The organism is Hydrogenophaga crassostreae, assembly GCF_001761385.1.
Taxonomy (GTDB): Bacteria; Pseudomonadota; Gammaproteobacteria; order Burkholderiales; family Burkholderiaceae_C; genus Hydrogenophaga; species Hydrogenophaga crassostreae.
This window is the reverse complement of the sequence record NZ_CP017476.1, coordinates 4,323,410-4,350,403: the sequence shown is the minus strand read 5'-3', so window position 1 is coordinate 4,350,403 and position 26,994 is coordinate 4,323,410. Positions and strand designations below refer to the sequence as shown.

Here is a 26,994-nt window from a genome sequence, read left to right as displayed (position 1 = left end):
TTTATGGACTGGGTCACCTGGATCGAGCGGTGGGGAGAGCCAACGGTGCTGGCCGTGTGCGGTTTGGTGGCGGGCCTGGGCTTTGGCTTTTTTGCCCAGCGTTCGCGCTTTTGCCTGCGTGCGGCGGTGATCGAGTTCTGGCACGGCAAATTCGGCGACAAACTCACCGTGTGGCTGCTGTCTTTCGGCGCCGCCATCATGGGCGTGCAGTTGCTCATCATTCTGGGTGAACTCGACGTGAGCACGGCGCGCCAGTTGTCGGCCCGGGGGAGCATGTCGGGGGCCCTGATCGGTGGGCTGATCTTTGGTGCGGGCATGGTGATGACACGGGGCTGCGCCAGCCGCTTGCTGGTGTTGTCGGCCAACGGCAATTTGCGGGCACTGCTTTCAGGTCTGGTTTTTGCCGTCACCGCGCAGGCCTCGCTGGGCGGCGCTTTGTCACCCTTGCGCGGCGTGATTTCGAGCTGGTGGGTGGTCGATGGCGGGCCCTCGCGCAGTCTGTTGGCCCAACTGGGCGCGGGGCCTTGGGATGGTCTGGTGTTGGCTTTCGTCTGGTTGATCACGGCGCTGTTCTTTGCGTACTACAGTGGCTGGTCCTTCTGGAAATGGGCCGGGGGATTGGGTACAGGTCTCATGGTGGCGCTGGCCTGGGCGCTGAGCTACAAGGTCATGGCGAACTCGTTTGAGCCGGTGCAGATTCAGGGTTTGACCTTCAGTGGGCCCTCGGCCGACTGGTTGATGCGCGTATTGGCCGAGCCAGGGGAGCCCTGGAGTTTTGGCCTCGGCTTGATGCCGGGCGTGTTTTTGGGCTCGTTTCTCGGTGCTTTGGTGGGCGGTGACTTGAAACTCGAAGGCTTCAACGGTGCCTACACCATGCCGCGCTACATCATCGGCGCGGTGTTGATGGGCTTTGGTTCCATGCTGGCCGGCGGTTGCGCGGTGGGGGCGGGCATGACGGGGGGCTCCATCTTTGCCGTCACGGCATGGGTGACACTGGGGGGCATGTGGGTGGGCGGCGGGCTGGCCGACCGGCTGCTGGACCGGCCCGGCAACACCGCCTTGCAGGCGCCCACGTCGCCCGTGGCTCCAGCCTCTTCGACGGCGCCTTGATGCCCGCTGCCCTTGGTCACCGCATCATTGCGGTGACCAGAGGTGCCCGCTCCTGGCACTGCGGCACACATCCCAGGTTGACCAGTGTCTGGTGGACCGCCTCGTCCAGCGCCGTGCGAGGCTCAGGACCGATGAGTTCTTCCAGGCGCCGGTTGTCCAGGCGCATGGGGTTTTGCCAGCTGCTGGCGATGTCGGCTGCCTCGCGGGGGAAGCCGCCAAATGGCGCCAGTGCTTGCATCAACCACCATGGGAAGCGGAAAACGGGGAGGGTGCGACCCGCTGACCGGTTCAGTGCGTCGATGAGGGCATGGCCATGGGTATCCACCAGCCCTTCGAATTGCAGGCATTCGATCACCCTCAGCCGTTGAGGTGCGTCGAGCAAGCGGGCAAAAGCCTCAGCCAGGTCCGGCAGGTAGGCCCAGCTGTGCCCGCTGCCACGGGCGGGATTCACGATGCGGCGCAACGGCCGGCCGGGTTTCACCATGGCCTGGGCAAACCAGCTGGAGCGGGCGCCTGGCCCGAAGAAGTCGCCTGCGCGAAGGATCAGCGAAGGCACTTCTGGTGCCGCCCCCAACAATTGCCGTTCCATGGCCACCCGAACCATGCCTTTGCGGCTCCTGGGCAGTTGCGCCGTGTCGCCGTCGACCACGGCGCTGGTCGACGGGTTGAAGTTGTAGATGGTTCCGGGCAACACCACCCGGGCGCCACCCGCTGCGCGGGCCGCCGCGATGGTATTCGCCATCATGGGCAGCACACACTTGTCCCAATCCCGGTATCCCGGCGGGTTCACGGCATGCACGATGACCGCCGCCCCATCCGCCGCGCGAACCACGGCATCACGCTGCATGGCATTGCCAGCGATCCACTGAATGCCGGCCAGTTGTTGGGGGGCGGTTCGCCGTGCCTGTGCAGCGTCACGCGCCAGGCCGCGGATTTGCCATCCGTGGCGCAACAAGGCTGCGGCGATGGCGCCGCCAATGCCGCCGGTGGCACCCAAAACGAGGGCAGTCTGATGGTTGTTCATGCGGGTCTCCTGAGTGAATGAATGGCAAATTTAGGGCTTTGCGGCCTAAATGAAAATTGCCATAATTCCTACCGATGCTGAAAGAAAATCAATGAGCAAGAGGTTGTCATGGGACGATCAGCGCTGCTTTCTGGCGGTGCTGGATGCGGGCAGTTTGTCGGGTGCCGCTCGACAGCTGGGCGTGACGCAGCCGACCGTGCGGGCGCGCATCGAAGCGCTGGAGACCGCGCTGGGCACCGTGCTGTTCACCCGGTCGGTGAACGGTCTGACCCCGACCGACAGCGCGCGGGCGCTGCACGAGCCGGCGCGCACCATGGCCATGGCTTCAGAGCGTTTCGTGCGCGAAGCTTCGGCAGCGCCGGGGGCCTTGGCTGGCACGGTGCGGCTCAGCGTGCCCGAGTTCATGGGTGTCGAAGTGTTGCCCGCAATGTTGGCGGCATTGCGCCTGGCACACCCGGCGATCTCTGTAGAGCTGGTGCTCAGCAATGTGGCAGCGGATTTGCTGGCGCAGGAAGTGGATCTGGCCATCCGCACCTTCGCTCCGCGGCAGGAAGCCCTGTTGGCGCAGAAGGTCGGCACGGTGGAATTGGGGTTCTTTGCCAGCCCAAGCTACCTCGAGCGCCTGGGCATCCCCCTGCAACTGAGCGACCTGACCCGACACGATCTCATTGGCCCCGATCGCAGCCGCGGCGACCTGGCGATGGCCGAAGCCATGGGGCTGGATTTCCAGGCGGGCCGTCTGGCGCTGCGCACCGACAGCCACGCCGCTCAGCTCGCCGCCGCGCGGGCCGGTCTGGGCATTGCGGTGGCCCAGGTGCCGGTGGCATCGCGGGACGCCGGGCTGCGCCGTGTCTTGCCCGGGGTGTGCGTGGCCAAGATGGGTGTGTGGGTGGTGATGCACGAAAACCTGCGTGGTGTGCCGAGGGTCAAGGCGGTGTTCGACGCCATGGCCGCGTCTTTGCAGCGTTTCACCGCACCTGCCTGACCCTGCAGGCCCCTGCTGCGTCAGGCACTAGGCGGTTGGCGCCGATCTCGCGCGCCTCAGCAACCACCACCCCGGAGCGGCAACCAGCAACAACAGGGCAGGAAAGCCCAGGGTGGGTGCCCATTGCAAGGCGGCTGATCCGAAGGAAGGCGCCACCACACCACCCAGCGTGTAGGACAACACCAGGACCGCAGTGCTGTTCACCAGTGTGATGCCTTGCTCGCGCGACCCAATGTCGATCATGGCCATGGTGTAGAGGCACCCGCCAGCGCCACCCCAGAGAAATGCCACCGGGGCGGCCAACCAGGGGGTGCCCGCGACGAACGGAATGACGAGTGTGGCCAGCAGGGTGATCAGAGCACACACGTGCATGATCTGCAGCCGAACCGACAGGCCGTCACCAAACCGCTGTTGGGGGTGTGCCGCCATGCGGTCAGCCAGCATGCCCGCGGGCAGCATCATCAGGGCGCTGCCCAGTCCGCTGGCCGACACCAGCATGGCAGAGGCCGCAGCGCCCAGTCCCAGACTCAGCCCGTAAAGAGGCAGTATCGAGGTGATGCCGCTTTCAAAAAAGCCGCCCATGAAACCGATGGTCATGATCAGGGGGTGGGCGCGCAGTGCGTGCCACACGCCGCGAAGGCCCACGCGTGCCGGGGTAATGGGTGGCGGCGTGGGCAAGCGCGGAATCAGCAAAGACCACCAAAACCCCGTCACGGTCAGACCCAGCACCACCCACAGCGCGATGGTGCTTTGCGGGCCGATCCAGACCAGCAATGCCGGTCCGCAGACAAACGTCATCCCGACCATGGTTTCAAAAAGCCCCACGTTGTGGCCCCGCTTCAAGGGTGGCGAAAACTCGGCCACCAGGGCTTCCGCCAGCACCCAGCGAAGCCCGGCGGCCATGCCTTCAATGAACACGCAGGCGAACCAGAGCGGCAACGCGTCGGTGAAGACAAATCCGGCCACGGTCAACACAGGCACACCGGCGGACAACCACAGGGCCTTGCGGCGACCCAGCCGCTGTGTCATGGCCGAGGCGAAAGGGGTCATGCAAAACACGCCGAGCCAGCCCGTGGCCACGAACACGCCGGTCAAAGCGGTCGACAGTCCGCCGTCTTTCAGGCGCAGCACAAGCAGCGGCGTGAGCATGAAATAGCCCACCAGCTGGAGGAAGGTAGACCCAAAAATGGCCACCAGCCCGAAGTGCGCCTGCGTCGGCCCCTTGCGTTGTGGGGCTGGGTCCGGCTGGGTCATGTGGGGCGGTTTGGAGGCGGTTCGGCGCGCGTGGCCCAGGCTCAGGGCGCACCCGCCGGCTGGCGCGCCGAAAGCAGGGCGTGGGTCACTTCCGCAAAGCCTGCGCCGCGCTCGCTGGGGGCAACATAGCGGGGCAGGTGTTCAAGTTGATCGACGAAGCGCGCCACATTCGCCACCCCCACGCTGTGCGGAAAATGGCCAAACATGCGGGCGTCGTTGGTGGAGTCGCCCACATAGACCCAGTGGGCCAACTCGGCATCGATGTCGCGACCCAGATGCGCTTTCACGATCCAGCGCGCGCCAGCGAGTTTGTCGTGGTCGCCAATCCAGCCGTTGATGTGGATGGAGCTCACCGTGGCGTTGAGGCCTCCATCCCGCATCAGCCCCGCGACCCGCTCAATGTCGGCCGGGTTCAGGTGGGCGAATTCGCTGTGGTCGATGGCGATGTCGGTTTCCCGGCCCGGGCTGTCGGTGGCCAGACGCACGTGGGGCAGGGCTTGCAGAATGGCCTGGGCCACGCTTTGCAAGCGGGTGAAGTTGGCGCGCCGGGCGTCTGCACTTTGCAGGTAACGCTTAACCAACTGGCCGTCTGACCCTTTTGACAAGGCCACCGCGCCGTTCTCGGCCACGATGGCGTTGACCGGCCAGGACAGCGAGAACGCTTCGCTCCAGCCTGCAGGGCGCCCGGTGATGGCAAAAACCGGCAGACCTGCCGCATGCAGTTTGCTCAATGCGTCCAGCGCCTCCTGGGCGATCACACCTTCGCAGGTGAGGGTGTCGTCAATGTCGGTCAACACGCCGTGCACCTGCACGCGCTCGCTCGAGGGCCAGTGGGAAAGGGGTAAAAGACTCATGGTTGGCCCGCAGTTTCGCACACCGTTTCGCGCTATTTTGGTAGAATGCAGGGATCCGAGGAGCGTTGCAGCGCACCCCCGACACTGGTCGGCGAGGAGCGTGAGGCTCGGAACATCATTGCAACGACGCTCATCCACTTGACGTGCGATGGGCTTTTTTTTGCCCGGATTCGCGCGCCAAGGGGTTCTTCAACTCTCCCTGGAGCGAACCAACATGAACGCACGTATCCCCGCCACCCTCAACAACGACTGCGCCATTGCCGATATCGGTCTGGCCGACTGGGGCCGCAAAGAAATCAAAATCGCCGAGACGGAAATGCCCGGCTTGATGGCCATCCGCGAAGAATTCGCACCCAAGCAGTCGCTCAAAGGCGCGCGCATCACCGGCTCGCTGCACATGACCATTCAAACGGCTGTGCTGATCGAGACCCTGCAAGCCCTTGGCGCTCAAGTGCGTTGGGCCTCTTGCAACATTTTCTCCACGCAGGACCACGCCGCCGCCGCGATCGCCGCCAGCGGCACGCCGGTGTTCGCCATCAAGGGCGAGTCCCTGAAAGACTACTGGAACTACACCCACAACATCTTTGAATTCGGCGCCGCCAACACCGAAGGCGAAGGCCCCAACATGATTCTGGACGACGGCGGCGATGCCACCGTGCTGCTGCACCTGGGCAAGCGCGCCGAGAAGGACCTGTCGGTGCTGGACAAGCCCGGCAGCGAAGAAGAGATCATCATGTTCGCCGCCATCAAGGCCAAGCTGGCTGTGGACCCCACCTGGTACAGCCGCAAGAGCGCCCACATCATGGGCGTGACCGAAGAGACCACCACTGGTGTGCACCGTCTGAACGAAATGAGCGCCAAGGGCACACTGATGTTCCGCGCCATCAACGTCAACGATTCGGTGACCAAGAGCAAGTTCGACAACCTGTACGGCTGCCGCGAGTCGCTGGTCGACGGCATCAAGCGCGCCACCGACGTGATGATCGCCGGCAAGGTCGCTTGCGTGGCCGGTTACGGCGACGTGGGCAAAGGCTCGGCCCAGGCCCTGCGCGCCTTGAGCGCCCAGGTGTGGGTGACCGAGATCGACCCGATCAACGCCCTGCAAGCCGCCATGGAAGGCTACAAAGTCGTCACCATGGAATATGCCGCCGACAAGGCCGACATCTTCGTGACGACCACCGGCAACAAGGGCGTGATTCGCCACGAGCACATGGCCGCCATGAAAGACCAGGCCATCGTCTGCAACATCGGTCACTTCGACAACGAGATCGAAGTCGCTTCGCTGGAAAAATACCAGTGGGAAGAGATCAAGCCACAGGTGGATCACATCATCTTCCCTGACGGCAAGAAGATCATCTTGCTGGCCAAAGGCCGCCTGGTGAACCTGGGCTGCGGCACGGGCCACCCCAGCTTCGTGATGAGCGCATCGTTTGCCAACCAGACCATCGCCCAGATCGAGCTGTTCACCCGCCCAGAGGCTTACGAAGTCGGCAAGGTCTACGTGTTGCCCAAGCACCTCGATGAAAAAGTCGCGCGTCTGCACCTGAAGAAAGTCGGCGCCATGCTGACCGAACTGACGGACGAACAAGCCGCATACATCGGTGTGGCCAAGACCGGCCCTTACAAGCCCGATACCTACAGGTATTGATATCTCCCCGCGCCGCCTTTGGCGTCACCCCCAGGGGCGGCGCTGGCGGGCAGGCGGAGCCGGTTCCGCGGCACCCGGGGTTCGAGCGGTCTTCGGGCCGCTCGTTGCTCTTTGTAGCCGCCATTTTTTGTGTTTTGTTCTGGTTCCAATATGCGCGTTGATCAATTGCTCGTCGAACGCGGTCTGGCCGCCTCACGCTCCCAGGCGCAGCGGCTGATTGCGGCTGGTGTGCGCTGGCGACTGGGCGACGGGCCATGGAAAACCGTTGTGAAAAACGGTGACGAATTGCGTGAAACAGCTGAGCTGGAATTGCTGGACGCGGCCGAGTCACGGTTCGTCTCACGCGGAGGCTTGAAGCTCGAAGCGGCGTTGAAGCACACCGGGATCGATGCGACGGGGCTGCATTGTCTGGACGTGGGGCAAAGCAGCGGGGGGTTCACCGATGCTTTGCTGCAGGGCGGCGCCTCGGGCGTGATCGGCGTCGATGTCGGTCAGGCTCAGTTGCACCCCCGATTGCGCACCGACCCGCGTGTGGTGTGCATTGAAAAATGCAACGCCCGGGACATGACATCGGAAACGATCAACGAAGCGGGCGTGGAAGATGCCAGCTTCGATCTGATCGTGGGCGATCTGTCGTTCATCTCCCAGACGCTGGTGTGGCCAGCGCTGGTGCCGCTGTTGCGACCTGCCGGACAGATGCTGATGCTGGTCAAGCCGCAGTTTGAATTGCAACCCGCGCAGATCGGCAAAGGCGGCTTGGTGAAAGACGCGTCGAGCTACGAAGTGGTGCGAGAACGCATCGCGCAGACCTGTGCCGACAGCGGCTTGCAACTGCAAGATTATTTTGAGAGTGCCATCACCGGCGGTGACGGCAACCGAGAGTTTTTTGTCTGGGCCCGGTGAACAGGCCCTGGTCACGAGGATTTCCCCATGGCAGCATTGCCCGTCAGTATCGAATTCTTCCCGCCCAAAACGCCTGAAGGCGCCGAAAAGCTGCGCGCGGTGCGCCAGCAGCTTTACGGGCTGAAGCCGCAGTTTTGCTCGGTCACCTACGGTGCCGGCGGTTCCACGCAGCAGGGCACCTTTGACACCGTGGGTGCCATCCTGGCCGAAGGGGTGGACGCGGCTTCGCACTTTTCCTGCATTGGCGCCACCAAAGCCACGGTGCGCGAAGAGCTGGCGACCTTGAAGGCCATGGGTGTCAAGCGCCTGGTGGCCCTGCGCGGCGATTTGCCGAGCGGTTACGGCTCGGGTGGTGAGTTCCATTACGCCAGCGACCTGGTGGCTTTCATCCGCGAAGAAACCGGACACGACTTCCACATCGAAGTGGCGGCCTACCCCGAAATTCACCCTCAGGCCAAATCGCCCGAGGCGGATTTGAAGGCCTACGTGGAAAAGGTGAACGCGGGTGCCGATTCGGCCATCACCCAGTACTTTTACAGCAGCGATGCCTACGCCCGGTTTGTGGACGAGGCCGCCAGGCTGGGCGCGGATGTGCCGGTGGTACCGGGCATCATGCCCATCACCGGGTCCACCCAGCTGCTGCGTTTTTCCGATGCCTGTGGCGCCGAGATCCCGCGCTGGATTCGCCTGCGCCTGCAGGCGTATGGCGATGACACCGCCTCGATCAAGGCCTTCGGACTGGATGTGGTGACCGGGTTATGTGAGCGTTTGCGCGCTGTGGGCGCGCCTGCGCTTCACTTTTACTCGATGAACCAGAGTGTGGCCACGCTGGAAATCGCGCGGCGCTTGCAGCTGCTTTGAGGCGGAGACGCTTCCTTGTTCGCAAGAACGCTGAGCGCACATTGAGTGACCGACAGGAGCCGCTGACCATGATTCAAGCACGTTGGAAATCGCTGCCAGGTGTCCCTGCGCTGTCTGTGGCGCGGCATTTCCGTCGGATCGGCTGGTCGGCGGTGGTGGCCACTTTGTGCGCTTGTGCCAATCCGCTGGACGCGACGCCGGAGCCTTCTGCCCCTGCGGCCGCGGTGCTGGCGTCGCCATCGCCATCCGTGATGCCTGCGCCAGCTTCTTCCGATTTGCCATCGGCAACCAGGCTGCCCGAAATTCGTCCAGAGCTCACAGCTTCCGAGTCGCTGTCATCCGTACCCGAATCCGCACCCCCTTCTGACGCGGAAGGTGAGGTGATTGAGCGCGGGCGGGCCACTTGGTACGGCCGAAAATTCCATGGCAAACGCACGGCGAGCGGCGAGCTGTTTGACATGCACGAACTCACGGCCGCCCACAAAACCCTGCCATTCGGCACCTTGGTGCGGGTGCGCAGCCTGCGCAACGGGCGCGAAGTGGTGGTGCGCATCAACGACCGGGGGCCCTTCACCAAGGGCCGGGTGATCGATCTCAGCCAGGCCGCCATGAAGGCCCTGGGATTGCGGGCGCGCGGTGTGGTGCGCGTCGAGTTGCTGCGAGAATGACCGCAGGTGGCGGCTGTTTGGCGCGCCCTTTCATGTTCAACGTTCGAACACATCAGGAGACCCCATGAAGATTGAGACCCTCGCCGTGCACGGCGGTTACACCCCTGACCCGACCACCAAGGCGGTGGCCGTGCCGATTTACCAGACCGTGGCCTATGCGTTTGACAACACGCAACACGGCGCAGACCTGTTCGACCTCAAGGTGGCGGGCAACATCTACAGCCGCATCATGAATCCGACCAATGGCGTGCTGGAAGCGCGCCTGGCGGCCATAGAGGGCGGCGTGGCCGCACTCGTGGTGGCCTCGGGCATGGCGGCCATCACGGCGGCTATCCAGACCATCGCTGAAGCCGGTGACAACATCGTCTCCAGCTCGCGCCTCTACGGCGGCACCTACAACCTGTTTGCCCACACCTTCCCGCAGCAAGGCATCGAAGTGCGCTTCGCCGACCCGGCCGATCCGGCGTCGTTTGCCAAGCTGATCGACGAGCGCACCAAGGCGGTGTTCTGCGAGTCCATTGGTAACCCCCTGGGCAACGTGACCGACATCGGTGCGCTGGCCGAGGTGGCCCACGCCGGTGGCGTTCCGCTGATCGTGGACAACACCGTGACGAGCCCTTATCTGTGCCGGCCGTTTGAACACGGCGCCGACATCGTGGTGCATTCGCTGACCAAATACATTGGCGGCCACGGCACCACCATCGGCGGCGCGATCGTCGACAGCGGCAAGTTCCCTTGGGCCGAGCACAAAGCGCGTTTCAAGCGCCTGAACGAACCCGATGTGAGCTACCACGGTGTGGTCTATACCGAAGCGCTGGGTGCGGCCGCCTTCATTGGCCGCGCCCGCGTGGTGCCGTTGCGCAACATGGGTGCCGCGCTCTCGCCCATGGCTGCTTTCCAGTTGCTGCAAGGCATGGAAACCCTGCCGCTGCGCATGGACCGCATTTGTGAAAACGCCCTGGCCATCGCCACCCATCTCAAGAACCACCCCAAAGTGGCCTGGGTGAACTACGCCGGCTTGCCCGACCACGCGTCCAACCCCTTGGTCAAGAAGTACATGGGCGGCAAGGCCTCAGGCATCATCAGCTTCGGGTTGAAGTCAGCCGATGCCATCGCAGCCGGCACGCGCTTCCAGGACGCGCTGCAGCTCTTCACCCGCCTGGTGAACATTGGTGATGCCAAGTCCCTGGCCTGCCATCCGGCGACAACGACCCACCGCCAGCTCAACGCCGAAGAGATGGTCAAGGCCGGCGTCAGCACCGACATGGTTCGCCTGTCCATTGGCATCGAGCACATCGACGACTTGATGGCCGACCTGAACCAGGCGCTGGACCAGGTGTAAACCACAAACCTGCGGTCAGATGAAGCTGCTTCACCTGGCCGTGGGCCTCGTCAGCGCCGCCGCGCTGGGGTATGGCGCTGTGTGTGCCGGGCTGTACGGCTTTCAACGCTCATTGCTGTACTTTCCCCAGCCCGCCCGAATGGATGTTCCAAGCGTGCGCTTGCCGGTGCCCGGCGCTGACCTGCAGGTTTCTGTGCGCCCGGTAGCGGGCGACAAAGCGCTGCTCTATTTCGGGGGCAATGCGGAGGATGTTTCCGGTTCGCTGCCCGAGCTTGCCAGCTTGTTCCCTGAACATTCGATCTTCCTGATGCATTACCGCGGTTACGGCTCCAGCAGTGGCCAACCGACCGAGGCGGCTTTGCACAGCGATGCCCAGGCCCTGTGGGATCTGGCCAGCCAGTCCCATTCAGAAATTACCTTGATGGGCCGCAGTCTGGGCAGTGGCATCGCAATGCGGCTGGCCAGCCAGCAAGCCTCAACCCAGCGACTGATTCTGGTCACACCCTATGACAGCATTGCCGAAGTGGCAGCGGCGCACTTTCCCTGGCTGCCTGTGCGATGGTTGCTGAAAGACCGGTTCGATTCGGCCGCCTTGGCCCCCGAACTGAGGGTGCCAACCTGGGTGGTGTCGGCCGAAAACGATGAGGTGATTGCCGCTGAGCGCACCGCTGCACTGGTTCAGCGGTTTTCACCTGGCGTGGTGCGGTTCACCCAGATTTCCAAGGCCGGGCACAACGACTTGCAGTTGCAGCCAGCTTACCCGATGGCCATCGGCTTGGCGAACTGAAAACCCGGGCACCCATCGCTGCTTTTTTTTGCCGTGCTTACCGGATAGATGGCTGCCAAACCAGTGGGCCATACCATGCGCTGGCTGGCTGCTTGGTGTTGTTGCTGTCGGTCATCAAGGCCACACCCTGGAAGCTTGCGGGTGGATGGCCAAAGGCTTGTTGATAGTCGGCAGTGACGTCGCGTTCAAAGTCGACCCAACGGCCCAGCCTTGCATCGCCCGACTCGATCACCATGGTCTTGATGCGCGTGCTGCGCGCATGCGGGATCACGGTGCCGACCGGGTAGCGGTGATCCCAGACATACATCAAGGTGGCGAAAGGCAAGGGCTCACCCGTGAGCGTTTGCATGAGGTCAGAGAGCATGTTGTCCCGACCGGAGAAGGTCGATCGATCGCCGCCAAACTGCAGAATCACGCGAGCCACGGCATCGTCTTTGTGTCGGTCAGCCAGGTCGGCTTGTGGATTCAGCCTGTCGACAAACCATGAAAACGTCAACTGTCCAAGGTGCGGACCATCGATCGCCACGGGCAGGCGAACCAGGCTGTCTCCCTGTGAACTGGTTGCCGCCAATGCAGGTCTTCCGGCATGTCGGGTGGGCACGTAGTCCGATTCGGGGCGAGAACCAATGCCCTGATGGCGCCACCGGGCGGCGCGATCGGCTGCGGGCAAATGTGTTCCTTTTGCCCAGGGCGAGGCATTGAGCACCTCGTCATCCGCCAGGTCGGGGCGGGCGGCACAGCCCGCGAGGCCGATCACCAGTCCGATCAGGCCAATGCAGAGTTGCGTGAAGTGCGCATTGTGGTGTTTACAGGGGCTGGTGCTCGGTCGCATGGAGCCGATGATAGCGGTGCGGCTACCATTTGTTTCAAAAGCGACTGTGGCATGACAGAGTGGCCGCGTCAGCGCTCGTCGTAGCTGATCACCAGCGTGTTGCTTGTGGGTTTGGCCTGGCAACTGAGCACAAAGCCCTTGTCGGTTTCCCAGGGTTCAAGCGTGAAGTTTTTGGTCATTTCAACGCTGCCTTCCATGACCTTGGCACGGCAGGTACAGCACACACCACCCCGGCACGACCACGGCAAGTCCAGGCCAGCGTTGAGGGCAACATCGAGCACATGCTCGTCTTTGTTCATGCGCAAGCTGTGCGGCTTGCCGTCGAGCACAACGGTGAGCGCCACTTCACCATCGGTTCGCGTGGCGGGGTGGCCGAGCACCACTGCTTTGCGCTGTGCTGCCGGCAGGGCCTCCAGGGTGGGCGAAGTGAAGCGTTCGGTGTGCACCCGGTCGGCTCGAACGCCTGCATCGAGCAGTGCTTTTTCCGTCGCCTCGATCATGGCTTCCGGCCCGCAGACAAAGACCTCGTCCATGCTGGCCGCCGGCAGCAGGGACGCCACCAGTTCGCGCACCTTGTCGCCATCGATGCGCCCTTCGAGCAGCGGCACCTCCTGCGCTTGCCGGGAGAGCACGTGAATCAGCGTCAGACGGCTGGGGTAGCGGTCTTTCAGGTCTTGCAGGGCTTCGTTGAACATCACGCTGTCCATGCGGCGGTTGCCGTAGACCAGAGTGAATTTCGCATCGGGTGACCCTTCCAGCGTGCTCGCCAGGATGGACAGAATTGGCGTGATGCCGGATCCGGCAGCGAAGCCGACGCGGTGAAGCGCTCGGGGTTTGTGGACCGTGAAGCGACCATCGGGCGGCATCACGGCCAGTGTGTCACCTGGCCGGAGCTGCGTGGCGGCCCAGTTCGAAAACACACCGCCTTCCACCGGCCGAATACCCAGTGTGAGTTCTCCCTGGCGGGTAAGCAGGCTCTCTGCGCTGCTGATCGAATAGCTGCGGCGCACATCCTGACCATCGATCTGCGCGCGCACGGTCAAAAACTGCCCCGGTTTGAAGGCAAAGGCAGCGCGCTGGTCCGGTGGCACGGCCAGCGTGATGGCCACCGAGCCCGCTGCCTCGGGGTTGACGCGGGCAATGGGCAGGTCGTGAAAGCGGGGTGAAGCGGGCATGAAAAACTCCGAGGGGGCGAGAAGCCATTTGCCGAGCGTGCCGTGGATCTGGCTTTGCCAGGCCACAGGCGCTGCCCCCCTTGAGGGGGTGACGGGCAACGCCCGGCGCAGGGGTGGGTCAATTAATACGGCTTGAAATAGTCAAACGGTTCCAGGCAATCCAGGCACCGGTATTGCGCTTTGCAGGCGGTCGACCCGAAGGACGACACCTCGGTGGTGTTGGGCGAGCGGCATTGAGGGCATGGCACGGTTTCCGAGCGCACCGCATGGCGGCTGAATTTCACGGTGCCATGGCTGGCCTCGTTCGAACTGCTGCATTGGGGCGGCGCGATGCCATAGGCGCGCAGTTTTTCGCGCGCCACATCGCTCATCCAGTCGGTGGTCCAGGCGGGGGTGAGCTGAGTGACCACGCGGGCTTTGGCACCGATGGCTTTGAGCGCGGCGACCACATCGTCCTCAATCTGGTCCATGGCCGGGCAGCCGCTGTAGGTGGGTGTGATCACCACCTCGGCCACACCATCCACACCCGTGCGAACACCCCGCAAAATGCCCAACTCCTTGAGCGAAACCACGGGGATTTCCGGGTCACTCAGGTGGGCCAGCGCCGCTTCGATGGCGCCGAGCGAGGTGGGTGTTGCCAGTGCGGTCACCACACACCCTGTGGGTGGGCCCGTGCCAGGCTTTGCATTTCGGCCAGCAGGAAACCCAGGTGCTCGGAGTGCACGCCGAGATGACCCTGGGCCACATAGCCCACGTGTGGCTGGGTATCGCTGCGTAGCAGCGTGGCTTCGCTCAGGGTTTCGTTCACGATGGCATTCCAGTCATCGCGCAGGTCGGCTGCGCACATGCCAGTGCCATTGGCCACAGCCACCTCTTCGGCAGCATGACCCGGGAGCCAGAAAGCTTCGCAATAGGGCAGCAGGTGATCCAGAGCGGCCTGGGCGCGCTGATGTGACTCTTCGGTGCCGTCGCCCAGACGCACCAGCCAGTCGCTGGAATGGCTCAGGTGGTAGCGTGTTTCCTTGAGCGACTTGGCCGCAACGCCCGCCAACTGCGGGTCGGCGGATGTCTGGAGGCGTTGCCACAGCAAGGCCATGAGCGCGCTGTAGAGGAAGTTGCGCGTGAGGGTCACGGCATAGTCGCGTTCGCTGTTGGCATAGCCCACCAACGGGCCGTGGTGGGGCAGCTCCAGCAGCGTGTGGTTGCGGAATTCGGCGGTGTCTCTGAAATAGGCGAGCGTATCGTCGGTGACCTGGCCGTCGACGCGGGCACCTTGCAAGTGCTTGAAACGTTGGGCCGTTGCTGCGTCTGCGTTGATGAGCGATGCGGCGTGCTGGTAGAGCATGCGCGCCTGGCCAATCAGGTCGAGGCTGTTGTTCGCCATCGCCAGATCTTCTTCAAGTATGGGGCCGTGCCCGCACCATTCGGCGTTGCGCTGCCCCAGTACCAAAGCGTTGTCGGCCAGATGCAGCAGGTAATCGGCCGGGGCGCTGGCGCCTGTGATCGCTGGGGTTTCCATCACATGTGCCCCACTTTGTCAGGAATGTCGTAGAAAGTCGGGTGGCGGTAGATCTTGTCGGCGGCCGGATCAAAGAAGCTGTCTTTGCTGTCGGGTTCGCTGGCGGTGATGGTGTTGGACGGCACAACCCAGATGCTCACGCCTTCCTGGCGGCGTGTGTAAACATCGCGCGCCATTTGCAGCGCGTGCTGTGCATCGCTGGCGTGCAGGCTGCCACAGTGTTTGTGTTCCAGGCCTTGTTTGCTGCGGACGAAAACTTCCCACAGTGGCCACTCCTTGAGCGCGGGTTGTTGCTGGCTCATGCAGCCTCCTTTTGCTGACGTTGTTGCTGTTTTGCGGCATGGGCCAGGGCGGCATCGCGTACCCACCGGCCTTGCTCATGGGCCTTCACGCGCGTGGCCAGGCGCTCTTTGTTGCAAGGGCCGTGGCCGTTGACCGTCGCCCAGAACTCGTCCCAATCGATCTGGCCATAGTCGTGGTGCCCGCGCGCCTCATTCCATTTCAAATCGGGGTCGGGCAGGGTCACCCCCAGGACTTCAGCCTGTGGCACGGTCGCATCGACGAATTTCTGGCGCAAATCATCATTGGAGATGCGTTTGATGCCCCAGCGCATGCCCTGGGCACTGTTGGGACTGTCGGCATCGGGCGGGCCAAACATGGCCAGGCATTTCCACCAGGTGCGGTTCACCGCGTCTTGCACCATGGCTTTTTGTTCTGCTGTGCCGCGTTGCATCATCACCAAAAGGCCCTCATAGCCCTGGCGCTGGTGGAAGCTTTCCTCCTTGCAGACGCGGATCATGGCGCGCGCATAGGGGCCGTAAGAGCAGCGGCAGAGGGGGATCTGGTTCATGATCGCCGCGCCGTCGACCAGCCAGCCGATCACGCCCACATCGGCCCAGTTCAGGGTGGGGTAATTGAAGATGGAGCTGTACTTGGCTTTGCCCGAGTGCAATCCTTCCAGCATCTGGTCGCGGCTGGTACCCAGGGTTTCGGCAGCGCTGTAAAGGTACAGGCCATGCCCGGCCTCGTCTTGCACCTTGGCAATCAGGATGGTTTTGCGCTTCAGGCTGGGTGCGCGGGAAATCCAGTTGCCTTCGGGCAGCATGCCAACGACTTCGCTGTGGGCATGCTGGCTGATCTGGCGCACCAGGGTTTTGCGATACGCGTCGGGCATCCAGTCCCGTGGCTCGATCTTGCCGTCTGCATCGATGACGGCGTCGAAATGCGTTTGTCGCGCCTCGTCGGCAGCGTTCAATGGCTGCACAACGGCCTTGCCATCTGGCTTGGCTTCTTTGTCGGCGGTGGAAAAAGATTGGGTGTACATGCGGCTCTCCTGCGACGGCGAATGCCGTCTGGCAAAGGGAAGTCCGCAGTGTATCGAATTAACCGACCGATCGGTTGGTTAATTCTCGACTGGATGATCGGGGTTTTTACTGAGGGGGCTGGGGTTCAGCCGCCCACATCCAGAGTCTGGCCCTTTCCGCGGCCCCGACCCAGTACGGTCAGCAGTTGCGGAAGCGCTTGTTGCAGGCTGGCTTTGAGCGTGTGCGGCGGGTTGATGACGAACATGCCGCTGGCAGTGAGGCCCGGGCGATCGTCAGGACCATGGGTGGGATCCTGGCCAACGGACAGTGTCGCATGCAGCCAGGGGCGCTGGGCCTGGTTGCTCAGTGTTTTCAGGCGGCGCGGCAGGTCGTGGGCTTCCGGTCTTGGAATGACCGGGTACCAGACCATGAAGGTGCCGGTCGGAAAGCGTTTGACGGCATCTTGTATGCAGGCACTCACTTTTGCGTAATCGCTTTTGATTTCGTAGCTCGGGTCGATCAGGACCAGTGCGCGCTTGGAGCCCGTGGCAGAGGGAGGCGGGGGCAGCAGTGGCATCAATCCAGCAAAACCGTCTTGACGGGTCACTGTGACGGTGCGACCAGCCTCCAGTTGGGCAATGTTGCCGTCCAGCGACTTCCCATCGGTCGGATGCAGCTCAAACAGCTTGAGGCGGTCCCGGGAAGCGTGGCGCATCAAGGCCTGCATCACGAAAGGAGAGCCAGGGTAAATGCGGAGCGCCCCCGAGGGGTTGAAACCGGCGATCAGGTCGAGGTAGTCGTCAATGGCAGGGGCCGGGTCGGCGATGGGCTTGGCGCCCTCGGCACGAAAGGCGGCCATCAGTTTGATCACGCCGTCTTTGGCCTCACCGCCGGTTTCGGTGTAGTCGCCATCCAGCCGGTACAAACCAGCGCCGGCATGGGTGTCCACGAGTGTGATGCTCGGATCCTTTTGCATGAGGTGGCGCAGGGTCGCCATCAAAGTGATGTGTTTGAGCACATCGGCGTGGTTGCCTGCGTGAAATGCGTGTCTGTAACTGAACATGGTGGGTCGATGTTAGCGCTGTTGATGCAGGCTCCAAACAAATACTTGCGCGGGCAGCGCCAAATTTCGTACAATCGAGGGCTTCGCAGCGAAAAGTAAGGCTCCGCGACGAAGTCGTGTGCCAGACGCCCCATGGAGATACCCATGGTGCAACGGATCACATAGCCCCCACCTAAGAGGTTTCCAGCAGAGAAACACCGACCGTGGAAAAGAGCCGCCAAACCCCTCTTTTATACAGAGAAACTCATGACCAAAACGTTCAGCGCAAAAGCAGCTGACGTGACGCACGAGTGGTTTGTGATTGACGCGACCGACAAGGTCCTCGGACGAGTTGCCAGTGAAGTAGCTCTCCGTTTGCGCGGCAAACACAAGGCCATTTATACGCCTCACGTCGATACCGGTGACTTCATCGTCATCATCAACGCATCGAAAATCCGCGTCACGGGCACCAAGTCCATCGACAAGATTTACTACCGCCACTCGGGTTATCCCGGCGGTATCTATGCGACCAACTTCCGCGACATGCAAGCCAAGCACCCTGGCCGCGCACTCGAGAAGGCTGTCAAGGGCATGCTGCCCAAGGGCCCGCTCGGTTACGCCATGATCAAGAAGCTCAAGGTGTACGGTGGTGCCGAGCATCCCCACACCGCCCAACAGCCGCAAGTGCTGGATATCTAAAGGAGCCTTGCAATGATTGGTGAATGGAACAATGGAACCGGCCGTCGCAAATCGAGCGTCGCCCGTGTGTTTCTGAAAAAAGGCTCCGGCCAGATCGTCGTGAACGGCAAGGACATTCAGGCCTACTTTGGCCGTGAAACCTCCATCATGATCGCCAAGCAGCCGCTGCTGTTGACCAACCACGCCGATACCTTCGACGTGATGGTGAACGTGCACGGTGGCGGCGAATCCGGCCAGGCCGGCGCAGTGCGCCACGGTATCACCCGTGCCCTGATCGACTACGATGCAACGCTCAAGCCTGAGTTGTCGCAAGCCGGTTTCGTCACCCGTGACGCCCGCGAAGTCGAACGCAAGAAAGTCGGTCTGCGCTCTGCACGCCGCGCCAAGCAGTTCAGCAAGCGTTAATACGCCCTGGGCACCTTGCCGAAAAAACCGCCTTCAGGCTTGTCTTGGGGCGGTTTTTGTTTTTTTGCCTGGCTGGAAACGGTGGATCTACTGAGATGATTGAGCGATGAAATTTCGTCTTTGGCGTAGAAGGCTCTCCGTCAGTGCCCCGCGCATGGCCGTTCGAAGTTCAACACCCTGGCCATTGCGGTGGTTGCTGGGTGCCTTGGTGCTTGGGTTCTCTGGCGCCATGGCGCTGTGGGCCTTCGAATTTGGCAAAGAGATTGCTGGCCTTGATCGCAACGCCAAGCAGGAGCTTGAGGTGCTTCGTGCCGAAGCGGGGGTTTTGCGTGAGGCGCTCACCAGTGCGCAGTCTGTTGCCAACACCGCAGAGAGCTTGCTGACCGCAGAGAAGGCCGCGCAGGCACAACTGGCATTGCAGATTCGCCAGTTGGAGCTGGACAACCTTTCCTTGCGCAGCGATCTTGGCTTCTTCGAGCGCCTCATACCGGGCTCGGGCAACGGTGACCTGAACATTCGGGGTTTGCAGGTAGAACGCCTCAACCCTGGTCAGTTCAAGTGGCAAGTGCTCCTGATTCAGGCGGCCAAGAACGCGCCTGATTTCAAAGGACAACTGGAGATCACATTCAGTGGAACCAGCGCGGGACAGCCTTGGACCCAAAAGCAGGCTCAAGAGCCGCAGGCCGTCTTGATCAAGGGATATTTGCGTCAGGAAGGTCTTTTGGATGTGCCACCGCAGACCGTGGTAAAAACTGTAACGGCCAAAATTTATCAAGGGCGAGAAGTCAAGACGCTCTACACCATCAAGTTGTGATGTTCGAGTGCGCCTCGTTCCTTCTGGAGAAAAGACATGCTAGGTAAGAAAAAACAACCCCCCATCAAGAGCCTGATTGCCCAAGGTACGCGCATCGAGGGCAATGTGTTGTTCATTGACGGGTTGCGTATCGACGGTGACGTGGTGGGCGATATTCGCGCAAGCGATGAGAAGCCCAGCATCCTGGTGGTCAGCGAGTTGGCCAGTGTGACTGGGCAAATTCATGCCGATCATGTGATCATCAATGGCTATGTCAAAGGCCCTGTGTTGGCTTTCAACTTGCTCGAATTGCAGCCAAAGGCGCGCATTGAAGGCGACGTTTCCTATCGTGCACTGGAAATGCATCAGGGCGCCACGATATCTGGCCAGCTCAAGCCGATGGTGGGCGTCGATGCCGAAGACAAACCCACACTGAAACTGGCGGCAAATAACAGCTGACCACGTTTCCGAGTAATTTGCTATAGCATTGAGTGAAAGAGGTGCCGGTCGGTGCCTCGCACGCATTGTTTAGCGTGTTGACCAACAAGCCCTAGTCTAGGCAGGAATCAAATGAACGCCGTCGCAGAAAATCCCTCTACCGAAATGCCCGCACCCCTGGTCTTCACCGACAGCGCTGCGGCGAAAGTGGCCGATCTGGTTGCCGAGGAGGGCAATCCGGATTTGAAGCTGCGCGTTTTTGTTCAAGGCGGCGGCTGCTCCGGTTTTCAGTATGGCTTTACCTTTGATGAGGTGGTGAATGAAGACGACACCACCATGACAAAAAACGGCGTGTCTTTGCTGATCGATGCCATGAGCTACCAGTATCTGGTAGGCGCTGAGATTGACTACAAGGAAGACCTGGAGGGTGCGCAGTTTGTGATCAAGAACCCGAACGCCAACTCCACCTGCGGCTGTGGGTCGAGTTTCAGCGTCTGAGTAAAAACGCGTTGTCCGAAGAAAAGAGCGCCTAGGCGCTCTTTTTTTGTGCCCATATGGACGGGCGCGAACAAACAGGAGGCGCGTCAGTCAGCGCTGGCTTGCTGAATGCTGTTCGCTGCATCCAGTTGCTTGCGCTGAACTTGCGCAACCGCATCAAAGCGCGCGCGCAAACTGGGGCTGATCGGGATGTTTTCGCTTTCACGTGCGATCTCAAGCGGGTCTTGGTGAACACCGTGGTCACGGAACTCGAAGTGCAGGTGAGGGCCCGTGGAGCGACCCGTTGTACCCACAGCACCAATGAACTGGCCTTGTTCAACCCGTTCGCCCCGCTTCACATCAATGCGGCTCAGGTGGGCGAAAAGTGTTGATTTGCCACCCCGGTGGGAAACCTCGATGACGTTTCCGTAACCATTTTGAGTTCCGGCGAACGTGATCACGCCATCGGCCGTTGTGCGAACGGGTGTTCCGGTTGGCGCGGCGTAGTCCACCCCAAGGTGGGCCTTCTTGCGACCAAGAATGGGATGGAACCGAAGGCCGTAGCCACTGCTGACCCGTGAAAATTCCAGCGGTGAAGCCAGAAAGGCCTTGCGTGAGCTCTCGCCGCCAAAGCCGTAATAGGCACCCTTCTGGCTCCCGTCTTGAAACCAGACGGCCTCGTGCTTCTTGCCATTGTTGATGAACTCTGCACTGAGCACACGTCCAGCACGCAAGGGTTCACCATCGCCATCCAGACTCTCATAGACCACATTGAACCGATCCCCCCGGCGAAGGTCACGCCGGAAGTCGATATCAGAGGCGAACATTTCTGCCAGCTGTATGGCAACACTGTCGGGCAGGTCGACGCTGTCGGTTGCGGCAAAGAGCGAGCTCTCGATAATGCCGCTGGCCACCCGGGAAGACACCGACAAATCCTGGCTATCGATCTCGGTTTTGAACTCCTGACCCACCCGCTCGACGCGTAGGCGTGAGAACTGGCGTTCGTCGTCAGGTAGCCAGCGAGCGCTGAGCTTGAGCAACTGACCGCGTTCATCGGTTTCGACCGACACGAGCTTGCCAGCCGAGCGCCCGTCAAACAGCTTGCGCATGCCCTCGTGGTTGCGCAGCGCGTTCTGGGCCTGTGTGTCGCGAACACCCAGACGCAGCAACAAGCTCTGGGTGGTGTCATTGCGCCGCACGGTGTCGCTTTGGTAGAGGGTCAATGCGACGTTGGATTCCAGGTGCAGTTCCGGAAGCGCATTCAATGAAAGTGGCTCGAAGACTTGTGTCACTGGCAAAGTGGCTGCATCGGGCATCATTGGGGAGATGCCAAAGGCGGTGACGCCGGTACCCAGCAGCAGGGCCCCTACACCACCAAGCACACGGCGGGGGTGTCGAGACAGGCTGTTGCTCAGGGCCTGGGCCAGCTGTGCCATCACCAGGAATGGTTGTTTGATCAAAATTTGGTTCCATTGGGTGTGCGCCAAACGGCTGGTGCACACGGGCAGGTTATGAGGCCCGAATATCTTGCGAAGTTCCTTGGCTGTGCCACTCTTCTGCAGCTACTTCGCCTAGCGTTTCGCTTTAGGCCACTAAAATTGCGGTTAATCCGTCTAATTATAGCTTTTTGACCGTTTTTTGCGCGACACGTTACCCTATGAATTCACAAACAAATGTAGCCTCTGGTTCGAAAAATGAAGGCGATCTTGCGCCTCAAATGACGGATGGCGTTCGAGAGGCGATGGATGTGACGCTGCGAGGGTGTGACGAGTTGATCCCGCAAGGCGATTGGGCGAAGAAGCTGAGCAGATCAGAAGCAACCGGCGCACCTTTGAGGATCAAGCTGGGACTGGACCCGACAGCACCCGATATCCACATTGGCCACACCGTGGTGTTGAACAAGATGCGCCAGTTGCAGGATCTGGGCCACCAGGTGATTTTTCTGATTGGCGACTTCACCAGCCTGATCGGTGATCCCTCGGGTCGCAACAACACGCGTCCCCCGCTGACGCCAGAGCAAATCAAGGCCAACGCCGAGACCTATTACAGGCAGGCCAGTCTGGTGCTGGATCCAGAGCGCACCGAGATTCGCTACAACAGCGAGTGGAGCGAGCCGCTGGGCGCCGCAGGCATGATCCAGCTTGCCGCCAAGTACACCGTTGCGCGGATGATGGAGCGCAACGATTTTCACGACCGGTTCCATGCCAACACGCCGATCAGCGTGCACGAGTTCTTGTATCCCTTGATGCAGGGCTATGACTCGGTGGCGCTCAAGTCCGATTTGGAACTGGGTGGGACTGACCAGAAATTCAATCTGCTCATGGGGCGCCATTTGCAGACCGAATACGGCCAGGAACCGCAGTGCATTTTGACGATGCCATTGCTTGAGGGCCTGGACGGCGTGGACAAAATGTCCAAGAGCAAAAACAACTATATCGGTATCACCGAGCCGGCCAACACGATGTTTGCCAAGGTGTTGAGCATCTCTGACGAATTGATGTGGCGCTGGTACACCTTGTTGTCATTCGAGTCGTTGAGCGCAATTGAAAAACTCAAAGTATCGGTGTCAGAAGGGCGCAACCCGAAAGAAGTGAAGGTCGCGCTTGCCAAGGAAATCACCGCACGGTTTCACAACGCTGCGGCTGCTGATGCGGCGGAGCAGGACTTCATCAACCGCAGCAAGGGTGGTGTTCCTGATGAACTGCCTGAGGTCGCCTTGACGGGAGCACCCATGGGCATCGGTGCTTTGCTCAAAGCTGCGGGCCTGGCAGCGTCGAGCAGCGAGGGCAACCGGTTGATCGATGGCGGGGGTGTGCGGGTGGACAGCGTGGTGATCAGCGACAAGGGCCTGAAGCTCGAAGCCGGGGTGTACGTGGTTCAGGTTGGCAAGCGGAAGTTCGCCCGGGTGAGCTTGGCATGAGAACGGCAGTGCCTTATTTGATGGCGGTGTTCGCGGACAGGGCAGCATGAACGCAGACACGATGCGGTTGCTCACTCCGCAACGTCTGCTTATGGCGTCGGTGGCGGTGGCGGTGGTCACCATCGCGCTGAAAACGCTGGCCTGGTACATCACCGATTCTGTTGGTCTGCTATCGGACGCCATGGAGTCATTGGTCAATCTCGCCAGTGCGGTGTTCGGTCTCCTGATGGTGACCATCGCCGCCAGGCCCGCCGACGAAGACCATCCCTATGGGCACCACAAGGCGGAGTATTTTTCTTCGGGTTTCGAAGGCATTCTCATCATCGTGGCGGCTCTGGGCATCGTGTGGACGGCTGTTCATCGCTTGCTCGACCCTCAACCCATTGCGCAGGTCGGCTGGGGTTTGGCATTGTCGGTGGCGAGCTCGGGTCTGAATGGGTTGTTGGCCTGGGTGATGTTTCGATCTGCCAAGGAGCATCGCTCGATCGCGCTGGAGGCTGATGCGAAGCATCTCGTGACCGACGTCTGGACTTCAGCAGGCGTGGTGATCGGCATCACGCTGGTGCATTTCACCGGGTGGTTGTGGCTTGACCCGATCGTAGCCATCGGCGTGGCCATCAACATCCTGCGCGAAGGCTTCCACCTGATGTGGCGATCGTCGCAAGGGTTGATGGACGAGGCAGTCGAACCCGATGTGATGGCCACGATTCAAAGCACGCTGGACGGGTTTGAGCACAAGCGAGGCGAAACTGAGATCGTCCGGTTTGACCACGTGGTGACACGCAAGGCGGGTCAGCGCCGCTATGTCGATATGCACATGCACATGCCGGCTTCATGGACGCTCGGCCGCGCCGCTGCGGTCCGGGGCAGTGTTGAGCAAGCACTGATGGGTGCTGTACCCGGGTTGCGGGCCACCATTCAGTTGTTGCCCAGCGATGTAGAGGCCCACTTCTTCGATGAGTCGGAGAACCCGATTTGATCGCGGTGCTCCAGCGCGTCAGCGAAGCTCGGGTCGAAGTGGCCGGGTCGGTCGTGGGCTCCATCGGGGTCGGCTTGCTGGTGTTGTTTTGTGCCGAGCCTGAGGATACGGAGGCTCTGGCTCAGAAAATGCTCAGCAAGATCCTCAAACTGCGGATCTTTGGTGACAGCGAAGGCAAGATGAACCTCAGCCTTCAGGAGGTGGGTGGTGGTCTGCTTCTGGTGAGCCAGTTCACGCTTGCCGCCGATACACGAAGCGGAAACCGGCCCGGATTCACGGGTGCAGCCTCGCCAGTGCTGGGAGAGGCCTTGTTCGACCGATTTGTGGCCTTGGCGCGCGCCCAGCACCCTGTCGTCGAGACTGGCCGTTTTGCAACGGAGATGAAGGTCCATCTGGTCAACGATGGCCCTGTCACCATTCCCCTTCGAATGAACTGAACACAGCGCCATCAACGATGGCTGCATCGTTTCATCAACAGACCGTTCTCATGACGTTGCGTTTTCTATCTTCCTGTTCGCCGGTGCCTTTAAGTGCCGATCAGGTCCTGGGCGGGTTTGAACTGGGTGCATCCCTGATGACCGATGCAAGGCAGTGGCCTGTGCAGTCATTGCCGATGCCCGTGTTGCAGGATGAGTCCGTCAATATGCACGAAACCTGGCTGGTGGATACGCCTGTCGAGTCCGGGCTGACCGAGGGCATCGCATGGCGCCGCACAGAGGGCTTGTTGTTTGGCGTTATCAGTCTGTCAGAGCAAACTGCCGACCCGTTGTCAGCGGTGCCACCCCTGAGGCAGGTGTCAGAACGGGCGTATCAACGCATCTTTCGCCTGTTGGACCAACAAGGCTTGCCCCACCTGTGGCGGGTCTGGAACTACATCCCCGACATCCATGGGGAACAGGCGGGGCTCGAACGCTATCGCCAGTTCAACATGGGGCGTGGCGACGCGTTTGAACGGGGTGCTCGCAGTGTGACCGAGCAGGTGCCTGCCGCTTGTGCGCTGGGTGTTGTGGCCGGTGGCAGCCTGTCGATAGCATTTCTGTGCGGGGCCTCGCCGCTGGTTCCGGTTGAGAACCCTCGACAGGTGAGCGCCTACCTGTATCCCCGTATTTATGGCCCTCGCAGCCCCACCTTTTCGCGGGCGGGATTGGCGTATCTGGGTTCGCAGGAGCTCATCTTTGTGTCGGGAACCGCCAGCATTGTTGGTCACGAAAGCCTGCACCCAAACGACGTGGTGGCACAGACGCGCGAATCCCTGGACAACGTGGCAGCGGTGCTTGACGAGGTAGCCGGGCGAAGTCGCTTGGGCCGGATGGATTTGAGTGCTCTGGAATACCGAGCCTATGTTCGCCACCCCTTTGAGGTGGCCGCGGTGCAACGGGAGATGGTCAAACGCGTGGGCCAGGCGCCCGTGCTGTATGTACAGGCCGATGTCTGTCGCCAGGAGCTGTTGGTGGAGATAGAAGCGTTCGGATTGAGAGACATCTAGCCTATCGGTGAACGCAGGCTAGCGCCGCTTGGCATACGGGTCGGGCCAGCCCAGTCCGGCAAGAATTTCGGTTTCAAGCGATTCCATTTCTTGCGCGTCGGCTTCGCTGGTTTCATGGTCCCAGCCTTGGGCATGCAACGCGCCATGCACCAGCAGGTGTGCATAGTGCTGGGCCAGCGGAATTTTCATATCTTTGGCTTCCAGTGCAACAACCGGCGCGCACAACACCAGGTCGGCCATCACCGTGGGCTCGGTGGCGTAGTCGAAGGTCAGCACATTGGTGGCGTAGTCCTTCTGGCGGTAGTCTTTGTTGAGCGCCCGGCCTTCTTCGGTATCGACGATGCGAACCGTGATCTCGGCATCGCTGTCGAGTGCATGGCGTATGCAGCGGGTCACGAAATGGCGAGGCAGGGCCGCGCGGTGTGGCGTGGCATCAGGCAGTGCACCAAACTGGAGAGACAGGCTTAGAGCAGGCAGGGCCATGGTTCAGGCTTTCTTGGCAGCGCTGCGTGCGCGTTTCACGGGTGGGGCCTGGTCGGCGCTGGGCGATCGCGCCTCGTAGGCGTCCACAATGCGTGCGACCAGCGGGTGGCGCACCACATCGGCGCTGGTGAGACGCGACATGGCGATGCCGTTGACACGCTTCAACACGCGCTCGGCGTCGATCAGGCCAGAGAGCTGCGTGCGGGGCAGGTCGATCTGGCTCACGTCGCCGGTGACCACGGCTTTGGAGCCGAAGCCGATGCGGGTGAGGAACATCTTCATCTGCTCCACCGTGGTGTTTTGCGCCTCATCGAGGATCACAAATGCGTGGTTCAGCGTGCGCCCGCGCATGAACGCCAGCGGCGCGATTTCGATTTGCTGGCGCTCGAACGCCTTGACCACTTTGTCGTAGCCCATCAGGTCGTGCAGCGCGTCGTACAACGGGCGCAGGTAAGGGTCTACCTTCTGGCCCAGATCGCCAGGCAGAAAGCCCAGCTTTTCGCCCGCTTCGACTGCCGGGCGTGTGAGCACGATGCGTTGCACGGCGCTGCGCTCCAGGGCGTCGACTGCGCAGGCCACGGCGAGATAGGTCTTGCCGGTGCCGGCGGGGCCGATGCCAAAGGTGATGTCATGCGTGGCCATGTTTTCCAGGTAGCGCGCCTGGGCCGGTGTGCGGCCCTTGACTTCACCACGGCGGGTTTGCATGGCGAGGGCATCCACACCGTCGCCCGGCAAGGCGGTGTCGCCGCTGAGCATGAGTTGCACCGTTTCCGCCGGAATGGGCTTTCTGGCCATCTCGTACATGGCCTGCAAGGTTTCCAGCGCCTGGTTGGCCTTGGCCTTGGGGCCATCGATGCGGAACTGCTCGAAACGGTGGGCCACTTTGACCTGCAGCGCCGCTTCGATGCTGCGGATATGGCTGTCCATGGGGCCACACAAATGGCCCATGCGGGTGTTGTCGGGCGGGGAGAAGGTGTGTTTGAGGATCAAACTGATAATCCAGTAA

30 protein-coding genes and 1 riboswitch are annotated in these 26,994 nt (G+C 61.6%); of the genes, 17 read left to right on the top strand and 13 right to left on the bottom strand.

All coding sequences use genetic code 11. The features are described from left to right. The first annotated feature begins 3 nt into the window (after positions 1 to 3). Positions 4 to 1,110, top strand: coding sequence for a YeeE/YedE family protein (locus tag LPB072_RS20170; protein ID WP_066095559.1), 1,107 nt, complete (start codon positions 4 to 6; stop codon positions 1,108 to 1,110). 16 nt (positions 1,111 to 1,126) lie between these two features. On the opposite strand, the gene LPB072_RS20165 is transcribed toward LPB072_RS20170, so the two are convergent. Continuing rightward, the gene (locus LPB072_RS20165) at positions 1,127 to 2,134 is read right to left on the bottom strand and encodes an NAD(P)H-binding protein (protein ID WP_066095555.1); all 1,008 of its coding nucleotides are present in this window, start codon (positions 2,132 to 2,134) and stop codon (positions 1,127 to 1,129) included. A 91-nt stretch (positions 2,135 to 2,225) separates the two neighbouring features. On the opposite strand from LPB072_RS20165, the gene LPB072_RS20160 reads away from it, so the two are divergent. After that, entirely contained in the window at positions 2,226 to 3,119 is an 894-nt protein-coding gene (locus tag LPB072_RS20160; protein ID WP_066095551.1) for a LysR family transcriptional regulator, read from the top strand. A gap of 27 nt (positions 3,120 to 3,146) precedes the next feature. On the opposite strand, the gene LPB072_RS20155 is transcribed toward LPB072_RS20160, so the two are convergent. Together LPB072_RS20155 and LPB072_RS20150 are read right to left on the bottom strand one after the other, a co-directional pair. Beyond that, positions 3,147 to 4,373, bottom strand: a complete 1,227-nt coding sequence (locus LPB072_RS20155; RefSeq protein WP_066095547.1) for an MFS transporter — start codon at positions 4,371 to 4,373, stop codon at positions 3,147 to 3,149. 41 nt (positions 4,374 to 4,414) lie between these two features. Continuing rightward, a complete protein-coding gene (locus tag LPB072_RS20150) occupies positions 4,415 to 5,227 on the bottom strand; it encodes an HAD-IIB family hydrolase (RefSeq protein WP_066095849.1) in 813 nt (270 codons plus the stop codon). Positions 5,228 to 5,278: 51 nt separating this feature from the next. Next, a riboswitch (S-adenosyl-L-homocysteine riboswitch) is annotated at positions 5,279 to 5,366 on the top strand. 75 nt (positions 5,367 to 5,441) lie between these two features. Between LPB072_RS20150 and ahcY the strand changes: the two genes are divergently transcribed. The 6 genes from ahcY (at position 5,442) to LPB072_RS20120 (ending at position 11,436) form a co-directional block, all read left to right on the top strand. Next, positions 5,442 to 6,875: an adenosylhomocysteinase gene (ahcY, locus tag LPB072_RS20145; RefSeq protein WP_066095845.1), complete on the top strand. Its 1,434-nt coding sequence runs from the start codon at positions 5,442 to 5,444 to the stop codon at positions 6,873 to 6,875. Between the two features lie 150 nt (positions 6,876 to 7,025). Further along, positions 7,026 to 7,778 (top strand): TlyA family RNA methyltransferase, encoded by a 753-nt coding sequence (locus LPB072_RS20140; RefSeq protein ID WP_066095544.1) that lies wholly within the window; start codon positions 7,026 to 7,028, stop codon positions 7,776 to 7,778. 27 nt (positions 7,779 to 7,805) lie between these two features. Then, positions 7,806 to 8,639 carry a methylenetetrahydrofolate reductase [NAD(P)H] gene (gene metF / locus LPB072_RS20135; protein ID WP_066095541.1) on the top strand — a complete coding sequence of 278 codons (834 nt, stop codon included), beginning with the start codon at positions 7,806 to 7,808 and terminating at the stop codon, positions 8,637 to 8,639. Between the two features lie 68 nt (positions 8,640 to 8,707). Next, entirely contained in the window at positions 8,708 to 9,307 is a 600-nt protein-coding gene (locus LPB072_RS24095; RefSeq protein WP_269148695.1) for a septal ring lytic transglycosylase RlpA family protein, read from the top strand. Between the two features lie 64 nt (positions 9,308 to 9,371). After that, complete coding sequence (locus LPB072_RS20125) at positions 9,372 to 10,649, top strand: O-acetylhomoserine aminocarboxypropyltransferase/cysteine synthase family protein (protein WP_066095536.1); 1,278 nt, start codon at positions 9,372 to 9,374, stop codon at positions 10,647 to 10,649. Between the two features lie 19 nt (positions 10,650 to 10,668). Next, the gene (locus tag LPB072_RS20120; RefSeq protein WP_066095533.1) at positions 10,669 to 11,436 is read left to right on the top strand and encodes an alpha/beta hydrolase; all 768 of its coding nucleotides are present in this window, start codon (positions 10,669 to 10,671) and stop codon (positions 11,434 to 11,436) included. Between the two features lie 37 nt (positions 11,437 to 11,473). On the opposite strand, the gene LPB072_RS20115 is transcribed toward LPB072_RS20120, so the two are convergent. The 7 genes from LPB072_RS20115 to LPB072_RS20085 form a co-directional block, all read right to left on the bottom strand. Continuing rightward, a complete protein-coding gene (locus LPB072_RS20115) occupies positions 11,474 to 12,268 on the bottom strand; it encodes a DUF3047 domain-containing protein (RefSeq protein ID WP_082877142.1) in 795 nt (264 codons plus the stop codon). 68 nt (positions 12,269 to 12,336) lie between these two features. Continuing rightward, entirely contained in the window at positions 12,337 to 13,443 is a 1,107-nt protein-coding gene (locus tag LPB072_RS20110; RefSeq protein ID WP_066095837.1) for a 2Fe-2S iron-sulfur cluster-binding protein, read from the bottom strand. Positions 13,444 to 13,565: 122 nt separating this feature from the next. Next, positions 13,566 to 14,096 carry a 1,2-phenylacetyl-CoA epoxidase subunit PaaD gene (gene paaD / locus LPB072_RS20105; protein WP_407927769.1) on the bottom strand — a complete coding sequence of 177 codons (531 nt, stop codon included), beginning with the start codon at positions 14,094 to 14,096 and terminating at the stop codon, positions 13,566 to 13,568. Further along, positions 14,090 to 14,962 (bottom strand): 1,2-phenylacetyl-CoA epoxidase subunit PaaC, encoded by an 873-nt coding sequence (gene paaC / locus LPB072_RS20100; RefSeq protein ID WP_066095530.1) that lies wholly within the window; start codon positions 14,960 to 14,962, stop codon positions 14,090 to 14,092. Before paaC ends, paaD begins: the two co-directional genes overlap by 7 nt. Continuing rightward, a complete protein-coding gene (paaB, locus tag LPB072_RS20095) occupies positions 14,962 to 15,264 on the bottom strand; it encodes a 1,2-phenylacetyl-CoA epoxidase subunit PaaB (RefSeq protein ID WP_066095527.1) in 303 nt (100 codons plus the stop codon). Before paaB ends, paaC begins: the two co-directional genes overlap by 1 nt. Continuing rightward, positions 15,261 to 16,286, bottom strand: a complete 1,026-nt coding sequence (gene paaA, locus LPB072_RS20090; protein WP_066095524.1) for a 1,2-phenylacetyl-CoA epoxidase subunit PaaA — start codon at positions 16,284 to 16,286, stop codon at positions 15,261 to 15,263. Before paaA ends, paaB begins: the two co-directional genes overlap by 4 nt. A 125-nt stretch (positions 16,287 to 16,411) precedes the next feature. After that, positions 16,412 to 17,329 (bottom strand): 23S rRNA (adenine(2030)-N(6))-methyltransferase RlmJ, encoded by a 918-nt coding sequence (locus tag LPB072_RS20085; protein WP_066095520.1) that lies wholly within the window; start codon positions 17,327 to 17,329, stop codon positions 16,412 to 16,414. Between the two features lie 246 nt (positions 17,330 to 17,575). On the opposite strand from LPB072_RS20085, the gene rplM reads away from it, so the two are divergent. From rplM to erpA, 5 genes are all read left to right on the top strand, one after another. After that, entirely contained in the window at positions 17,576 to 18,007 is a 432-nt protein-coding gene (gene rplM, locus LPB072_RS20080; RefSeq protein ID WP_066095517.1) for a 50S ribosomal protein L13, read from the top strand. Positions 18,008 to 18,019: 12 nt separating this feature from the next. Continuing rightward, positions 18,020 to 18,412, top strand: a complete 393-nt coding sequence (gene rpsI / locus LPB072_RS20075; RefSeq protein WP_066095514.1) for a 30S ribosomal protein S9 — start codon at positions 18,020 to 18,022, stop codon at positions 18,410 to 18,412. Between the two features lie 154 nt (positions 18,413 to 18,566). Beyond that, a complete protein-coding gene (locus LPB072_RS20070; RefSeq protein WP_331000316.1) occupies positions 18,567 to 19,226 on the top strand; it encodes a DUF6776 family protein in 660 nt (219 codons plus the stop codon). A 36-nt stretch (positions 19,227 to 19,262) separates the two neighbouring features. Then, positions 19,263 to 19,664, top strand: a complete 402-nt coding sequence (locus LPB072_RS20065) for a bactofilin family protein (RefSeq protein WP_066095508.1) — start codon at positions 19,263 to 19,265, stop codon at positions 19,662 to 19,664. A gap of 111 nt (positions 19,665 to 19,775) precedes the next feature. Continuing rightward, a complete protein-coding gene (gene erpA / locus LPB072_RS20060; RefSeq protein ID WP_066095505.1) occupies positions 19,776 to 20,141 on the top strand; it encodes an iron-sulfur cluster insertion protein ErpA in 366 nt (121 codons plus the stop codon). An 86-nt stretch (positions 20,142 to 20,227) separates the two neighbouring features. On the opposite strand, the gene LPB072_RS20055 is transcribed toward erpA, so the two are convergent. Further along, a complete protein-coding gene (locus tag LPB072_RS20055; RefSeq protein ID WP_066095831.1) occupies positions 20,228 to 21,556 on the bottom strand; it encodes a M23 family metallopeptidase in 1,329 nt (442 codons plus the stop codon). 281 nt (positions 21,557 to 21,837) lie between these two features. Between LPB072_RS20055 and tyrS the strand changes: the two genes are divergently transcribed. Genes tyrS through LPB072_RS20035 form a run of 4 tightly spaced genes read left to right on the top strand, consistent with a single transcriptional unit; the run spans position 21,838 to position 25,505 of the window. Then, on the top strand, positions 21,838 to 23,040 hold the full coding sequence (gene tyrS, locus LPB072_RS20050) for a tyrosine--tRNA ligase (RefSeq protein WP_066095828.1): 1,203 nt from the start codon (positions 21,838 to 21,840) through the stop codon (positions 23,038 to 23,040). A gap of 46 nt (positions 23,041 to 23,086) precedes the next feature. Next, complete coding sequence (locus LPB072_RS20045) at positions 23,087 to 24,019, top strand: cation diffusion facilitator family transporter (protein WP_066095503.1); 933 nt, start codon at positions 23,087 to 23,089, stop codon at positions 24,017 to 24,019. Continuing rightward, positions 24,016 to 24,456, top strand: a complete 441-nt coding sequence (dtd, locus tag LPB072_RS20040; protein WP_066095501.1) for a D-aminoacyl-tRNA deacylase — start codon at positions 24,016 to 24,018, stop codon at positions 24,454 to 24,456. Before LPB072_RS20045 ends, dtd begins: the two co-directional genes overlap by 4 nt. 50 nt (positions 24,457 to 24,506) lie before the next feature. Beyond that, a complete protein-coding gene (locus LPB072_RS20035) occupies positions 24,507 to 25,505 on the top strand; it encodes a chorismate transformation enzyme, FkbO/Hyg5 family (protein WP_066095825.1) in 999 nt (332 codons plus the stop codon). A gap of 18 nt (positions 25,506 to 25,523) precedes the next feature. Here the strand turns inward: LPB072_RS20035 and ybeY are convergent, their stop codons facing one another. Together ybeY and LPB072_RS20025 are read right to left on the bottom strand one after the other, a co-directional pair. Beyond that, complete coding sequence (gene ybeY / locus LPB072_RS20030) at positions 25,524 to 25,988, bottom strand: rRNA maturation RNase YbeY (RefSeq protein ID WP_066095498.1); 465 nt, start codon at positions 25,986 to 25,988, stop codon at positions 25,524 to 25,526. Between the two features lie 3 nt (positions 25,989 to 25,991). Next, positions 25,992 to 26,978 (bottom strand): PhoH family protein, encoded by a 987-nt coding sequence (locus LPB072_RS20025; RefSeq protein WP_066095495.1) that lies wholly within the window; start codon positions 26,976 to 26,978, stop codon positions 25,992 to 25,994. Between the last annotated feature and the right edge of the window lie 16 nt (positions 26,979 to 26,994).